This window comes from Paenibacillus sp. FSL H8-0280, from assembly GCF_045040665.1.
Lineage (GTDB): Bacteria > Bacillota > Bacilli > Paenibacillales > Paenibacillaceae > Paenibacillus > Paenibacillus xylanexedens_A.
Genome location: NZ_CP150296.1, coordinates 3,747,183 through 3,765,162 on the forward strand (window position 1 = coordinate 3,747,183; position 17,980 = coordinate 3,765,162).

Consider the following 17,980-nt stretch of genomic DNA (forward strand, 5'->3'; position numbering starts at 1 on the left):
GTAGTAGATGATCATTACAGAACATATGGATTCGGTTCAGGAGCAGATGAGCAGCATCGAACGGCTTCTTATTCGGTTATTATGGGGGCAACTGCACCATGCGGGATGTATGGACGAACATTTTGTGTTTGAAAAAACGGTCCGCCCATTCTATCAGAAATGGCTGATCGAAAGTCGCCTTATGCTTGCCGAATATGCCCAGGAGTTGCCTGGTCCGGTTGAAAGCCTCCAATCAGAAGAGATTGCGGCCTGGACCCGGTTATCCTGGGAGGCATGGGAGAGCAGACTTCCGGGCTGGCTCTCGCATCCCGATGTGCGCGCTTATGCGAGATTGGCCGATTCGACGATTCGTGCTCTTCCGGACATTCTCAAAGGAAATAGGGCCGCTACCGAAGTGATGTTTCCCGACTCGTCGATGCATATGGTTGAAGGTATTTATAAACATCATGCCATTGCCGATTATTTCAACGGAACTCTTGCGGAACAGGCGCTGAGCGTAATCAATGAATTGACGTCCGAGATCACAGGACACAGGAAAGTAAGCATTCTGGAAATCGGCGCCGGTACGGGAGGCACAAGCGAAGTCGTTTTTGAAAAGTTAAAACCCATCGCACACAAGATACAGGAATACTGTTATTCCGATATTTCCCGTGCCTTTCTCATGCATGCTGAGCAGCAGTATGGCCCCACGGTACCCTATTTGACATACAGAATTGCCGATTTGAAAATTCCTTTTGCCGAGCAAGGCATTGAACCGGGTAGGTATGATCTCATTATTGCGAGCAACGTCCTGCATACCACCCCGGATATACGAGACACACTTCGCATGATCAAGGCATCACTCAAAAAGGATGGACAATTGCTGTTAAACGAGATTACGCGCAAAACCGTAATAAATCACCTGACCTTTGGACTGTTGGAGGGTTGGTGGCAGTACACGGATGAGAATGTCCGCATCCCGGGGTGTCCGGCCTTGTCGGCCGCAAACTGGAAAAAGATGCTTCAGCGGGAAGGCTATCATTCCGTTCATTACCCGTCAGCACAGGCAGACCGCTATGGACAGCACATCATTGCTGCCAAAAGTGACGGTATCGTCATTCGTGCTAATGGTTCTGCACCTGTTGTCAAGAACGTTTTTCAACCCAGTCGTCCTGCCGATATCGCACACCAGAACGAATCGTTCTATGAACAGGAGCAGCCCGTTGCGGATCATGGGATCATCACCGCGGAGATGACTGAACAGTTTGTAAAAAAGGCGATTCGTGAAAGCATCGCGGAGGACCTGAAGATGGAGCAGTCCAGAATCCAGAACAATCGCAGCTTCTCGGACTATGGCGTCGATTCCATTATTGCCGTCCATCTGGTCAACGTGCTTAATCAAAAGTGCAAACTGACCTTGCAAACGACTGTGCTGTTCGACTATAACAATGTGGATCGTCTGACAGAACACATTTTGCAGGAATACGGAAAAACGATCGAATCGCTGCTCTTGCAGAGTCAGTCTTTGGAGCAAGAACCGGCAGTTGCAATGGCATCAGATAAAGAGACAACACGTTTTTCGGGCACATCGCTGCCTTCCGAATCTGTCAATTATGCATCGAACCTCTTTGTGGACAGCAGCAACGCGAAAGCACCTAATACCCAAATCAATGACAAGACCTCGGGGTCTTATTTTTATCACACACATATTGGCAGTCCCTCGGAGATCAGTGATCTTCAGCTTCATCAGACCCTTGTGCAGGAGTTGCGGCCTGACGAAGTGCGCATTTCGGTCAGAGCGTTTTCCCTGAATTTCGGGGATTTGCTCTGTATTCGGGGCCTGTATCCGACCATGCCGCCGTATCCTTTTACACCAGGCTTTGAGGCAGCCGGTATTGTAGTTGAAACAGGTTCCTCCGTTACAACGGTAAAAACCGGCGATGAAGTAGTGTTTTATGCAGATGCCTCTCTCGGAGCCCATGCCACCGCCATTACGTGTAAAGCAGAGCAAGTGTTTGCCAAACCTGATCGGCTTACTCATGAGGAAGCTTGCTCGCTGCCCGTCGTAGCCATGACCGTCATTGCCGCCTTTCACAAAGCCAATATTCAACCCGGCGAACGGGTTCTGATCCAAACGGCAACCGGAGGTGTCGGACTTGTAGCCATTCAGCTTGCCCGCCATCTTGGTGCAGAAATTTTCGCCACGGCCAGCATGCAGCACAAGCTTGATTATTTGCAGGAAATGGGCGCCAACTATCTAATCAACTATGCCACTACGGATTTTGAACAGGAAGTACAACGGCTCACGAACGGAGAAGGGGTACACGTCATTCTAAATACCCTGCCAGGCGAGGCGCTGCAAAAAGGATTAAACTGTCTTGCGCGGAACGGAAGATACATTGAGATCGCGATGACAGCTCTCAAAAGCGCCCATGCAGTCAACCTGTCTGGACTCAATCACAACCAGAGCTTCTACAGTCTGGATCTGCGCAAGCTGGGCATGGAACAGCCCGAAGTGCTCGCGGAATATAGGCAAGAGATGATGCATTGGGTAGAAGAAGGGGTCATCCGTCCCCTGATCGGTCAGACATTCCCGATGGACAGATTGCAGGAAGCCTACCGCTGCATGGATCAACGAAAAAATATCGGCAAAATTGTCATTAACGTGCCGGAATATATGCACTATCAGCCTGCCGCTGCTGCTCTTCCAGCTTATTCTGCCGCTGTCACCACTTTAGTCCGGATTGAAAGTGACGGATTGGGAAACAAAAACGAAGAGCTGACAACGTATGAGCCGGTGGCGATCATTGGCATGAGTGGCCGATTTGCGGGTTCGCGCGACGTAGCGGAATTGTGGGCGCATCTCGAAAAAGGAGATGACCTGATCCAACGCGAGCAGCGCTGGAATCTTGCCAAGCATTATGGAGCGGATGTTTCCTTTTGCGACCAGGGCAGCTTTTTGGATAATATTCATGCGTTTGATCCACTCTTTTTTAACATTTCCGGGCAAGAAGCGGCCTACATGGACCCTCAGCAGCGGATTTTTCTGGAGGAAGCCTGGAGAACATTCGAGGATGCCGGTTATGCCGGCGACTCGATGCAGGGCCGTAAATGCGGCGTATACGTTGGCTGTACGGAAATGGATTATGGACAGCTGATGGGTAAACAGCCTCCAGCTCAGTCGTTCTGGGGGAAAGCTGGATCCATCATTCCGGCCAGGATCGCCTATTATCTCGATTTGAAAGGTCCTGCCATTGCGGTAGATACTGCCTGCTCCAGCTCGTTGGTGGCAATTCATCTGGCGTGTCAGTCGCTGTGGGCGAGGGAAACGGAAATGGCGCTTGCGGGTGGAGTATTTATTCAATCGACTCCCCAGTTCTATATGGATGCCAACCGTGCCGGCATGCTTTCAACCACCGGGCGATGTCATACGTTTGATGAACGAGCAGACGGTTTTGTGCCAGGAGAAGGAGCTGGAGCGGTTCTGCTGAAACGGCTCAGTGATGCTGTACGTGATGGAGATCACATACATGGCGTAATTCGCGGAACAGGCATCAATCAGGATGGTACGACCAACGGAATTACCGCACCAAGTGCCAAATCACAGACCGCTTTGGAGAAACAGGTCTATGATCGCTTCGCTATTGATCCGGCCAGCATTCAGCTGGTAGAGGCGCATGGAACCGGAACCCGGCTTGGGGACCCGATCGAGTTCCAGGCGCTCACTAACGCATTTTCGTCATATACGGATCAGAAGCAATACTGTGCGCTGGGCTCCATCAAAACCAATATCGGGCATCTGGCGACCGCTGCGGGCATTGCCGGATTGATCAAGGTTTTGCTTTCCTTGCGCCACAAGCGCATTCCAGCTTCACTGCATATGGAAAAGGCCAATCCCAACATTGCGTTCGGCGACAGCCCTTTTTATGTCAATACGGAGACCAAGCCATGGGACACGGAAAAAGGCCAGAGGAGAAGGGCTGCGATCAGTTCATTTGGATTCAGCGGAACCAATGCCCATATGGTAATTGAAGAGGCACCCCCGCGTCCGGCTGCCAGCTCCGACCTGCGGCCCGGATATCTGATTGCACTGTCAGCGCGTACTACGGACCAACTACGTCAGCAAGCTGAGCAGCTTGTGTCCTATGCCAAAGAAAACTCCGCGGTGGAAAGTCTTCACATGAGTTATACCTTACTTACAGGCAGACCTCATTTGGCCCATCGGATGATCTGCATTGCCCGCAACGGGGAGCAGCTTGTAGATCAGTTGAGTGAGTGGCTTGCAAAAGGGGAGAGCAGTTCAGTAACCAGCGGGTTCGTTAATCGAAACGAACAACGCGGCAACGCCTCGTTGAAGCGATACGCCGCCGAATGTATAAGGCAGTGCCGGGAAACGGAGGATTCCTCTGTTTATCTGGAGCATTTGTCAGCCCTCTGCGAAATGTATGTACAGGGCTACAATCTTTCATTTGACAAGCTGTTTCCAATGTCTGCAAGGCGTATCCCGCTCCCGACTTACCCCTTTGCAGGGGACGACTATTGGGTGCCGGCACGTGAAGATACTCAGCGGGTTAAACAGCCGTCGAGTGCCAAACATGCTTTTGAAACAGTGCTGCATCCACTTGTTCACAGAAACACATCCAGCGTAAAGCAATTGCAATATTCGTCCGCTTTCAGCGGTCAGGAATTCTTTTTCAAGGATCACTTGGTGAAGGGGATGAAGGTGCTTCCGGGTGTAGCTCATTTGGAGTGGGTGTGCTTTGCAGCAGATACGGCATGGGGTGATTTCTCGGATTCGAGAATGATTCGCTTGAGAAACGTGATCTGGTCTGCCCCGTTAATTCTGAATGAAACATCAGCGTCCTTTGCCATCCGTTTTCGTCCTGTCGAGCAGACAGAAGGAGACGAAACGATGCACTTTGAAATTGTTCAGGAGCAGGGAAAGGAACGCGATCAACATAAACAGGTATACAGTCAAGGCCAAGTCTTGCTTGCCAAGCTTCCGGTCCAGGTGGAGCGGGATATTCAAACCGAACTTGCGGCTTGCAAACCCAGCCCGATCCATGCCGAAGCATTCTACGCTGCCTCCGCTCAAACGGGCATTGTCCTTGGGCCGGGCTTACGCGGGATACAGTCCGTATATGTGGGGCAGGATCGTGTCATAGCACACTTGTCACTCCCGCAATCCCTGACCGCTTCGGGTGAAGAATATATTCTTCATCCCAGCTTGATGGACTCGGCACTTCAGGTCACCATCGGATATCTGCTTGGCATTGTGACGGACCAGGCTGCCTCCGGCAGGCCTGCGCTGCCGTTCGCGCTGGAGCAGTTGGATATTCTGGGCCCCTGCACAGCGGAGATGTGGGCGGTTGCCGCGTACAGTTCAGGAAACAGCCGGGACAGCAAAATTCACAAGCTGGATGTAGATCTGTGCGACATGGACGGAGTGGTCCGTATACGCATGACCGGATTCACGCCGCGTGTTCTGGAGAAAGATTTCGATACACAGAAGGAAGAAAACCTGAGGCCGATTCTAATGATACCGGAATGGAAGCCGCTTGAGATCTCTTCCGACCAATCAGCCGCTAAGTACAACAGTCATTTGATCTTGATTTCGGATCATTTTACAGGGCAGCTATCTTCATTGCGTGATTCGTTTTCTCATGCTCGCTGCGAACGATTGGCAACGGACACATTTGCATCCGCAGAGCGATTTGAGCAAGACAATGCATTGCTGCACCCGCTTGCAAGCTTTTTTACTGAATCAGCTGCACACCTGCTCGAAGAAATCAGGCAAATGATGAACACGGAAACCGGAAGTACACTTATTCAGCTTGTTATTCCTTTCGAGGAAGAGGGGCAGGGCGGTCTGCTCAACGGTCTTGCCGGGATGTTATTGACGGCTTCAAGAGAGCATCGACAGTTGACATGCCAGCTCATTCAGCTGCAATCCTCCATACAAACAGGAGAACTGATTGATAAAGTGGCTTCAGAGAGCCGTCATTCAGAAAACGTAATTGCCCGCTATCCGGCTTCCGGCATCAGGCAGACAAGAGTCTGGCATGAGCTGTCCGCTCACTCCGCTGGCAATTCATTGTCCTGGAAAGACGGTGGGGTATATCTGATAACCGGAGGCATCGGCGGACTCGGATTAGCCTTGACACGGACGCTTGTCAGTCAGATCAGGAATGCCACGATTCTGTTAAACGGCCGCTCGACTCCAAACGCCGAGCAGCAGGCCCATCTTCAACAGCTTCAATTGAACGGAAATCACGTACTTTACAGGAAAGCGGACATCACTTCCCGTGAAGCAGTTCAGAGAATGGTACAGGAAATTCAGTCTGATTACGGTGAACTGAACGGCATTATTCATGCTGCAGGTGTCGTGAAAGATCGTGCCTTACGGTACAAAGATTCAAAAGAACTGCGCTCCGTCTTGGCTCCCAAAGTGGACGGCACGATATGGATCGATGAATCGACCGCCCACATGGCGCTCGATTTTTTTGTCATGTTCTCTTCGCTCGCTGCTGTGACAGGCAATCCGGGTCAAGCGGATTACGCCTGTGCGAATGCTTTTATGGATGCCTACGCCACATACCGAGATGGGCTCGTTCGGAACGGACAGCGTAACGGCACAACGCTCGCAATCAACTGGCCGCTCTGGAGGGAAGGACGCATGCAACCTGGAGCAGCAGCGGAGCAGAAAATCCGCCGCCAATGGGGAATGCACCCGATGGACACCTCTATCGGAATCAAACTGCTGCATATGGCCATGAACAGCGGTTCATCCCAAGTGCTGGCTTTTTACGGTGAACCGGAGTTATTTCTGTCAGGTGTGATGTCAGATTCCGCAGGTTCGGTGGATCTGCCGTCAATATGGAACGTGTCAACAGCTCCTTCACAATCCATGACGTCTGTTGACGTCCCAAGCGACATCCCTGAGTCGCAAAAAAGAACATGGCCGACAGGGGATGAGCGAAAACGGCTGCTCGTTTCCAGAGTCCAAGACGCTTTAACGGGTCATATGTCTGAGTTGCTGCAGGTAAACCGGACCGACATCTTTCCAGATGTGGAATTTGGCGAATATGGATTCGATTCCATTTCGTTTACCGATTTCGCGGGTATTCTTAATAAGCACTATGCGCTTAAACTTACACCTACTGTTTTCTTTGAGCACTCCACCTTAAGGTCTTTAACAGGAAATCTTGTTGGAGCCTATCCGAAACAGTGGGATACACTTTTGCCTGAGAAGCACATGGACACCGAAGGATCGCATGCTGATGACTCATCACAGGAGAATGAAACAGAAGGTGCCTCCTCTAATCTGCTCGGACAGGTGGAACAGGCTGATTCCCTTTCGATCCGTAACCCATATCCATTTCCGAAAGAAACGGAAGATTCCTCTGTGCAAAAAGAACAAATGGGAGGTTCAATATCATCCTCCGAACGCCATCGAGAATCCAGCCTGCCTGAATTCGATCATCAAAATCATAAGCCACCGGAACCCGTCGCCATTATTGGAATGAGCGGCCGTTTTCCGATGGCGAAGGACATTGATGCCTTATGGGATAACCTGCTTCAGGGACGGGATTGCATCTCGGAAATTCCAGCGGATCGGTGGGACTGGAGAGCCTATTACGGAGACCCCGATCAGGCTCACAACAAAACCAATATCAAATGGGGCGGATTTATGGAGGGTGTCGCCGAATTTGATCCTGGCTTCTTTGGCATTTCCCCACGTGAAGCGGAGTTGATGGACCCGCAGCAGCGGCTTTTGATGATGTATGCCTGGAAAGCAATTGAAGATGCGGGCTATGCACCACCGAGCTTGTCCGGTTCAAAAATGGGTATCTTTGTTGGCACTGCAAGCAGCGGATATCATCGTCTGTTAACACAGGCGGATACCGTAATCGAAGGATATACTTCCACAGGCCATGTGGCTTCCGTAGGTCCTAACCGAATGAGCTTTTTCCTGAATGTACACGGTCCAAGCGAACCCGTGGAAACGGCTTGCTCCAGTTCGCTGGTGGCACTTCACAGGGCTGTTCAGGCGATACGAAATGGAGACTGTGACACTGCTATAGTGGGTGGAGTTAATACCATTCTGGACCCGGATTATCATATCAGTTTCAATAAAGCGGGTATGCTGAGTCCGGATGGACGTTGTAAAACGTTCTCCGATGAGGTTAACGGATATGTACGCGGAGAAGGCGTTGGCATGATTTTTTTGAAAGGGTTACGGGCCGCAGAGCAAGCAGGTGACCACATATATGGCCTGATTCGTGCTACGGATGAAAATCATGGTGGACGGGCCGCATCACTCACCGCACCGAATCCGCGAGCACAGGCCGACTTGATTAAATCCGTATATTCAAAGGCTGGTGTGCATCCTTCTACCATAGGATACATTGAGGCGCACGGAACAGGGACGCCACTTGGTGATCCCATTGAAATTAATGGCTTGAAGATCGCGTTTCAGGAGACTCTTGCAACCGCGGAACCCAATATAACAACCTCAGCCTCCTGCGGACTGGGCTCCATCAAAACCAACATTGGGCATCTGGAGCTTGCCGCGGGCATTGCCGGGGTCATTAAGGTACTGCTGCAAATGAAATACAAAACGCTTGTGAAGACACTTCATTATGAAAGACCTAACCCTTACATTCAATTGGAAGGGAGTCCTTTTTACATCGTCGATGAGAACAAGTCATGGGAAGCGCTCCATGACTCTGCCGGAAAAACGCTGCCAAGACGTGCAGGAGTGAGTTCCTTCGGCTTCGGAGGTGTAAACGCACATGTGCTGCTTGAAGAGTATATTCCGGCTGAATCGGTAGCCAATTCTGATCGGACCCATCATCCAGCTCACGGGGACTCAATGAACAAAGCTACTTCAGTATGTATCGTACTGTCAGCCAAAACCGAAAAAAGACTTCAGGAACAGGCTCGGCAATTGCTGGCGGCGTTGCAATCGGGACGATATGAGGATTGTCATCTGCCTCAGCTCGCGTACACACTTCAGACAGGGCGTGCGTCGATGGAAGAGCGACTGGCTTTGGTGGCAACTTCCATTGCTGAAATAGAAGACCGGCTGGACGCTTATATTCATGATCCGGAGAAAACCGAAAACATCTATCGAGGCAAAATAAAGTCCCACAGAGCCTCGATCGCTGCACTGGCAGAGGATGCAGATATGCAGGAAACGGTAAAAAGCTGGGTCCGCAAAGGCAAGTATGGACAGCTGCTGGATCTTTGGGTGAAGGGTCTTGAGGTTCCGTGGTCTGAAGGTTACACGGGAAGGACACCCCAGCGAATCAGTCTGCCCACTTATCCGTTTGCCACAGAACGTTATTGGGTGCCTGAACAGAGAGAGCGAAAATCGGGACAACCTGTACCGACATCTTATCTTCACCCGCTTCTCCAGCGAAATACATCGGATCTGCAAGGGATTTGTTTCAGTTCAGAATGGAGCGGACAGGAATTTTTTCTAAACGATCATGTCATTCACAATCGTAAAATCATGCCAGGGGCCGCCTGCCTTGAAATGGCCAGGGCAGCAGTGGAACAGGTTATTCCGACAGATACATCCCGGCAGGACAGGGTAATAGTTATTCGCGACATTTACTGGACTGTGCCGCTGGGGATGGAACTGCATTCAGTCACACCGGGCAGGCTCCAGGCGGAATTGAGATTGACTCCGCTGGATACGGGGGAGATCCGTTATGAAATAACCAGCGGGGAAAACAACCAGAGAACCGCACAATCCGAATCATCCAAACGGAATGTACATCATATAGGAACGATTTCGACGTCCACTCGTCAAGCCTCATCCTATTCAACGATCGATCTGGAATCCTTGCTGTTGCAATGTGGAAAACAAACGATGACGGCTGTTGAATGTTACCGTTTCTTTGAGCAATCCGGCCTATTTTATGGACCGAGTCATCAAGGAATTCAACGTCTTCATATTGGAGAGGGGCAAGTCATCGCACAATTGAAACTGCCTCCATCTCTTGCATCCACGGCTGAGGAGTACGGACTGCATCCGGCTCTGGTGGATTCAGCTATACAGGCATGCATCGGATTGCCGCAATTCAAGGAAGGGGGAGTTACCCCTTTTTCCTTGGATCAGGCTGTAATCTATCGAGACTGCCCGGATTCCGTCTGGGCATGGGTGCGTCTTTTGCCGGAACAGGATTCCTCCGGAACGGCTAGCAAAGTGCAGATCGTTCTGTGTGACGACCAGGGAAAAATAGTCCTGCAATTCATGGGGCTGACGATTTTGCACAGACCGTACCCTGGGGAACCATCCGGAGTTATTCAGGAAGAGTACAATACATTTGCGAAGCCAGTACCGGATGAAACAATAGCTTACGCCACCTCGGAGAAGCAGACACTGACACCAATTCCACTCTCGGGAGCGATGACTTATGCGCCAAGTTGGAGAGAAGTATCGACCAGTCCCGATGTAACCCAACCTAAGTCCATGTCTTTCGGCGGTTTAGGGATTATCGTAGGCGGGACGTCGAGGCAGCAGGACGTTATTCGGCAATGGTATCCCGACCTGAGACCTGTTGCGGTTGAAGGGGATGAACCAGAAACAAAACTAGAACTCGAGTTAAAGCGCCATGGCTTAATCAGCCATCTGATCTGGATTGTGCCGCCCTCAAGCATCGTTCAGGGGCCGGAGCATGCTGTGGAAGTGATCAATGAGCAGAACCAGGGATTGTTTCAGACATTTCTCCTCATTAAAGTCTTGCTAAATCTGGGCTACGACGCACGCAGACTCGATCTGACCATCATAACGGAGAAGGCCTGCAACGTAATGGCTGGAGAAACGATCTATCCTGCGCACGCCGGAATTAGCGGACTGGCAGGTTCCCTCGCCAAAGAAATGCCGGATTGGAGGGTCTGCCATCTGGATGTGGATGATGTCCATGACATCGGAGCGCATCCCGAACGCCATTTTCCAGGGATATGGGATGGGAATACGCGCGCCTGGCGGAATGGAAAAGGGTATGAAAGTGTACTGGTGAACGTCTGCTCTACAGGTGACACGCATGAAGCATTTAGAAAAAATGGCGTCTACGTCGTTATTGGCGGTGCGGGCGGCATTGGGGAAGCATGGAGTGAATATATGATTCGGCGCTATCAGGCGCGGCTTATCTGGATTGGCCGAAGAGCGGTCGATGCACGGATCGGAGAGCTATGCAGACGCCTTGGCGAATTGGGAACCGAACCGCTGTATATTTCTGCGGATGCATCCGACAAACACAGCTTGCAGGAGGCATACCGCCAGATCAGATCATTGGCGCCCGCCATTCACGGGGTTGTCCATGCTGCAGTAGGCCTGATGGATCAAAGTCTGTCTCAGATGACTCCAGATTATTTCCGCAATGTATTGTCATCCAAGCTGGATGCCAGTTTGAACATGATGAACATTTTTGGACAGGAGCCTCTGGATTTCATGCTGTTTTTCTCCTCCATGAGCTCGTTCACCACACCAGCTGGACAAGCCGGATATGCCGCCGGATGTGCCTTTATCGATGGTATGAGCGCTGCAGCACAATCCTGGAAATTCCCTGTAAAAGTAATGAATTGGGGTTACTGGGCTGAGACCGGCATCGCCAGTCAGGTGCCTGCCACTTTCAAGCAAAGACTGAATCAGTCGGGAATAGGCTCTATACATCCTGAGGATGCCATGCGGGCGCTGGAACTGTTGATGGCAGGAGGTAAGTATCAACTGGCGTTCATTCAAACGGACAAACCAGGGGCAGTGGAAGGCACAGCGTCTGATCATATGTTTATGGTAGCGACTGAAGCTAAGCAAATAGGGCGCCATCAGCTCATGAATCGAATTTCTGGGCAACAGCTCAACGTGAAGCCGCTACAACAAAAGTGGGCCGCCTTTAACGATGAATTTGAGTCCATGCTGGCCGGACTGCTGTCGATACAATTGCAGCAGATGGCCTCAGCTGATTCGGCAAACCGTCCTGTTGCCATCTATGATCGCTGGATGAAGGAAAGCAGAAAACGTATAGAGCAGTATACCTTGTCGCAACAGTCTCTTGCTTCTGACTCGATGTGGTCGGCATGGGAGCAGCGTATGCAGCACTGGCTGCTTGACCCGGATTTTGCGCCTCAGGTTAAGTTAGTCGACCAGATGATACGCAGCCTGCCGGAGATTGTCAGAGGAGAGCTGGCTGCCACCAATATCATGTTCCCCGACGGAACGATGGATATGGTGCAGAACATTTACAAGCATAATTCAGCAGCAGACTATTTCAACGAAATACTGGCCGATACCGCCGCAGCGTACCTCGCCGAGCGACTTGAATCCAATCCACAGGCCAGCTTGCGTATTCTTGAAATCGGTGCCGGGACAGGAGGAACGACCGAAAAGGTGCTTAAGCGGATAAAACCCTTTGCCGCCTCTATTGCGGAGTATGCATACACCGACATCTCGAGAGCATTCCTGCTGCATGGAGAAAAGACCTATGGGGAGAATCGCCCTTATCTGAACTGCACCATGCTGGATATCGAAAAACCTCCTGCCAAACAATCCTACGATCTGGGGAGTTATGATCTGGTCATCGCAGCCAATGTTCTTCATGCTACCCGGAACATCAGACGCACCCTGGGTCACGTACACAATCTGTTAAAACAAAACGGCCTGCTTCTGCTAAACGAATTGACTCACAGCTCGCTGTTTAGCCACCTGACATTTGGTTTGCTGGAAGGCTGGTGGCTTTATGAAGATGATGATATCCGTATCGGGGGCTCCCCTGTTCTTGGCAAGCAGCAGTGGCAGAAGACGCTGCAAGAATCCGGGTTTGGACAGGCAATGCTGCCAGCCGAACCAGGTGAGAGTCTTGGGCAGCAGATCATCACCGCCTTCAGCGACGGATATATATCCATGGCCATACCTTCGCCGGAGGCCAGGTCCAATCATGAGCCTATTTCTTCTGAAAACATATCGGTCATGAACATGGACAAAATGCAGACAGAACAACACTCACAGTTGGAGTCAGAACCGGATTCCGATCAGATGTGGCAGGCCAGCCTGACATTTTTCAAACGTCTGGTCGGAGAGGTTATTCGGATGTCACCTGAACACATCGATGAGTCCGAACCGTTGGAGGCCTACGGCATCGATTCCATCCTGATTGTTCAACTGACGAATCAGCTGCGCAAACATTTTGACGACGTGAACACCACTCTGTTTTTTGAGCACAAAACACTTGCATCATTAATTCATTATTTTATGAAGCAGCACAGACAGGAGCTGTTGGAGGCGGCTCTACCGAATCTGCCCGAAAAAGAGCCGGAACAAACGCATGAATCCCTTATTCAGCCAACCGTTTCGGCAGTGGAAAGGACGATGCAGAAGCCTGTTTTCGATCCGGTAAAGCCTGTACCCATCACGGCATCTCTCAACTTGGCTGCCAATGAACCGATTGCCATTATTGGCATCAGTGGCAAATATCCGCAGGCAGATAATCTGGAGCAATTCTGGGACAACCTGATTGCAGGCAAGGACTGCATCACGGAAATTCCGGAAGAACGCTGGTCACTTGAAGGATTCTATGAACCGGATCGCAAGGAAGCCGCGCGCAAAGGTAAAAGCTACAGCAAATGGGGCGGCTTCATTGAAGGATACGCCGATTTTGATCCGCTGTTCTTCCAGCTCTCTCCCCGAGAGGTCATGAACATGGACCCGCAGGAAAGGCTCTTTTTGCAAACCGTATGGGAAGCGCTTGAAGACTCGGGCTATACAAGGGAACAGATGGATCGACAGTACAATGGCAAAGTGGGGGTATTTGCGGGCATTACCAAAAGTGGCTTCAACCTCTACGGCCCGCCACTATGGAATGAAGGCAGTGAATGGTTCCCGCAGACCTCGTTCAGTTCAGTCGCAAACCGGGTTTCCTATTTGCTGAACCTCCATGGTCCCAGCATGCCGGTGGATACGATGTGCTCCTCTTCACTCACGGCTATCCATGAAGCATGTGAAAGCATTCGCCGCGGCGAATGTGAGGCAGCCATTGCAGGCGGGGTGAACCTGTATCTGCATCCTTCAAGCTATGTTGCCTTGTGTGCCCAGCAGATGCTGGCAGCTGACGGTAAATGCAAAAGCTTCGCTCAGGAGGCAGACGGTTTTGTACCCGGGGAAGGCGTAGGGGTGGTTATCCTGAAACAACTGTCCAAAGCGGTTGAAGATGGAGATCAGATCCATGCCGTCATCCGTGGAACCCACATTAACCATGGCGGCAAGACGAATGGGTATATGGTTCCCAATCCTGCAGCCCAAGGAGACCTGATTCGGGAGACGATCAACAAGGCAGGCATTGACGCCCGCTGGATCAGCTATATCGAGGCTCATGGAACCGGGACAAGCCTGGGAGATCCGATTGAAATGGCCGGACTTGCCCGAGCGTTCCGCCAGGATACGCAGGATAAAGGATACTGTTCGATTGGGTCACTGAAAAGCAACGTTGGACATATGGAATCGGCTGCCGGAATTGGCGGACTTACCAAGATTATTCTTCAGTTGAAACATGGTCAGATTGCACCCAGCCTGCATACCGAAGAGCTGAACAGAGAAATTGACTTCAAGAACACGCCGTTTATCGTACAGCAGAAGGCGAGCGATTGGTCAAGACCGATGGTTGAGGTGGACGGACAGATGCGGGAAATACCACGCATTGCTGGTGTATCCTCATTTGGCGCTGGGGGCGCAAACGCTCATGTAATCGTTGAAGAATACATTCCTGCTCCTGCTCAACCTTCTTTTCCTGTGATAGAAAGCTCTTATGGCAGGACAGAAAGTAAGTCGGAGCAACCGGTAATGATCGTTTTGTCTGCCCGAAATGAAGAAAGGCTGGTTGCTGTGGCGGAGAAACTTCTACTATATATTAGCCGCCGAACATTGGATGATCAGGTGTTGGACAAGCTGGCTTATACACTTCAAACCGGCAGAGAGGCAATGGAAGAACGTTTGGCTTTTACAGTAAGCACAATACATGAACTGGTCGCTAAACTGGTTACCATTCAAACCGGAAAGTTAAAACAAGCCATAACAGGGATATACAGAGGACGGGTTAATCGGACCTCGTATACTCCGTTAGAGACCGAGCTAGAAGCGAACAAACCTCCTTCTGAAGATGTCAGACTGGCCATGATGCAAGTTAACGTGGATCGATTGCTGGAATTATGGGTGAATGGCGAGAAGCTGGAATGGAAGCAAATGTATGGTGCAATAACGCCAGACAAATTGAGTCTGCCCACCTATCCGTTTGAGCGGGAAAAATATTGGCTGCCTGACGCTAAGGGAATGCTGCATGTTGCTAATACCACCGAGGCAGACTCCCGCAATCCCATTGTGCTTCATCCGATGCTTCACCATAATACGTCCCTGTTATCGGAGCAGCGCTTCACCTCACGGTTCAGTGGTGATGAATTTTTCCTGTCAGATCATCAGGTCGGAACCTACCGGGTACTTCCGGGAGTGGCCTATTTGGAAATGGCTCGCGAGGCTGTGAAACGCTCTGTAGAACATGATGATTCCGTGCCTGAAGTGATTGTGCTGGAAAATATCATCTGGGGCAGACCCGTGGTAATCGCCGCTCAGGCAATCGACGTTCATGTCCGTTTGTATACGGAAGAGCAGGGAGATATCCACTATGAAGTATACACCCAAGATGCGTCAGCCGAGTTGCTGCACAGTCAGGGTTTGGCTTTGCTGAAAACCGAATCTCAAGACTTAACGCTGAATCTGGCAGAAATACGAAACAAATGCATCAAGCCGTGGACAGCAGATGAATGCTATCAGGCATTTGAACAGATGGGACTGCATTATGGCACAGCCATGCGAGGAATCGAAACGGTCTTTACGGGAGAAAACGCGGTGCTGGCCAAACTCGTTCTGCCTGCCCGGGTGAGGGACTCCGCTCGTGACTTCGTCCTGCATCCGTCCATGGCAGATGCGGCTTTGCAGTCCGCCATTGGATTGCTGCTTGCAAGTTCGATGCCTGATGATCACAGACAACAAACAAGTCCAAGTCCGCTGCTTCCTTTTGCACTGGAGCGGGTCGTTTTCCACCGTCCTTGCACAGCCCACATGTGGGCTTATATTCGTTACAGCAAGGGACATAAACCATCTTATTCACTGCAAAAGCTGGACATCGACTTGTGTGATGATGATGGAAATGTATGTGTGCAATTCGAGGGCTTCACCAGCAAACCATTGAAGGGAGAGATTCACATGGGGAAAACATTATCTCCAACCGAATCACAAACACTGTTGTTTGCAAAAGAGTGGAAGGAGCAGGAAGCTGTAGTTGTGCCTGAGGTGGTATACAGTCGTCATATCGTCATGTTATCTGGCCCTTGGACAGAGCAGGAACACGTCTTAGCTGCCAAACTTCCGAATGTGCAGTATGTATCCCTTGGTCCAGACCCAGCAGATCGGGTTGGTCATTCCGACTTGATGGGTGAGCAATACTTGTTTGCTGTTAAGAAGGCCTATCGTTATGTGCAACAGTTGCTCAAAGCTAGACCGGAAGGTGCTGTACTCATTCAACTGCTGGTCGCCAAGCGGGCACAGTACAAATTATTCGGAGGATTATCTGCCTTGCTGAAAACGGCTGAATTGGAAAATCCGAAAATCATCATTCAAATCATTGAAGCTGATGATCTTCAGAGCACTGAACGAGTGGTGCAGATCCTAACGGAAAGCAGTCAAAGCGCTGGCGACACACATATCCGCTATCAGAACGATAAAAGATATACATCATTGTGGAAAGAGGTCGGTACTTCACATTCCTCCTTGGTCGAGCTGCCTTGGAAAGATCGAGGCGTGTATCTGATTACAGGTGGTCTGGGAGCAATCGGATCTATCATAGCGGAGCAGATCGCCAAGCAGGCAGAACATCCCGTGCTTATCCTTACGGGGCGCTCGGAACCGGATGAATCAGATCACCAGCGAATGGCGTTGCTGAAACAGATGGGGGCAGAGGTCATCTATCGGCGTTCGGATGTCTCGAAGAGGGAAGCTGTAGATGAACTGATGCTGGAAATCAGCCGAAATCACGGCGAATTGCATGGAATTATTCATAATGCAGGCTTAATTCGCGACAGCTATATGATCCGAAAGGAGCTTGATGACATCGAAGCGGTGCTGGCTCCAAAAGTCGCTGGAACGGTTCATTTGGATGAAGCAAGCCAGTATTTCAAGCTGGACTTTTTTGTATTGTTTTCCTCGCTAGCCGGGGTACATGGCAATGTGGGTCAAGCAGATTATGCGGCAGCGAATGCGTTTATGGACGAATATTCCGAATACCGCAATGAATGTGTTCAGCAGGGAGAACGTCACGGGTTTACACTCGCCATTAATTGGCCCTTATGGGAAGAGGGCGGTATGCATATGAATGATCATGCGAGACAGAACATGGAACAAATATCAGGAGCGGCTCCACTGGAGCGTGCAAATGCGATGCGATCTCTCCAGCAGACACTGCAAGAGAGAAGGTCACCTGTAGTCGTCATGCAGGGGGAGGCTGATCAAATGCGAAGCTTCATGGGTAATTCCGGGACAGCACCGATTATGAATACGGATGAAGCATACAGCCGTTCCGATGACGAGAATTACCTCCACCTTGTAGAGAAAATTCGCAGCGGCGAATGTACCCTTGATCAATTAATGCATCTCAAGTAGTTGTACTTGCTTCGCTTGCTTCTAAGCCGGTTTTTAAAGACTTACGCGAAATGCGCTTGATTTTTTCAACAATTCTATCGATTGACGTTTTTCTTTTAAGGAGGTGATCGCTTTGGAAGACCAACTGTCCACATTGTATCGAAAGATTCAGCAAGGAAAGCTCAGCGATCAGCAGGCAGCGGAGCAGCTGCAAAGGCTGTTGTCCGAATCTGGAGAACAGGAGTCGAGCTTGAGAGAGACGCTCCATGAAGAGAGAGAGGACGACATCAACGAAAAAGCCATTCGTTA

1 protein-coding gene is annotated in these 17,980 nt (G+C 50.6%); it reads left to right on the forward strand.

The window, feature by feature from the left end; translation table 11 throughout:
- Nucleotides 1-7 precede the first annotated feature (7 nt).
- The gene (locus MHI12_RS16495) at nt 8-17,692 is read left to right on the forward strand and encodes an SDR family NAD(P)-dependent oxidoreductase (RefSeq protein ID WP_405169763.1); all 17,685 of its coding nucleotides are present in this window, start codon (nt 8-10) and stop codon (nt 17,690-17,692) included.
- Nucleotides 17,693-17,980 lie beyond the last annotated feature (288 nt).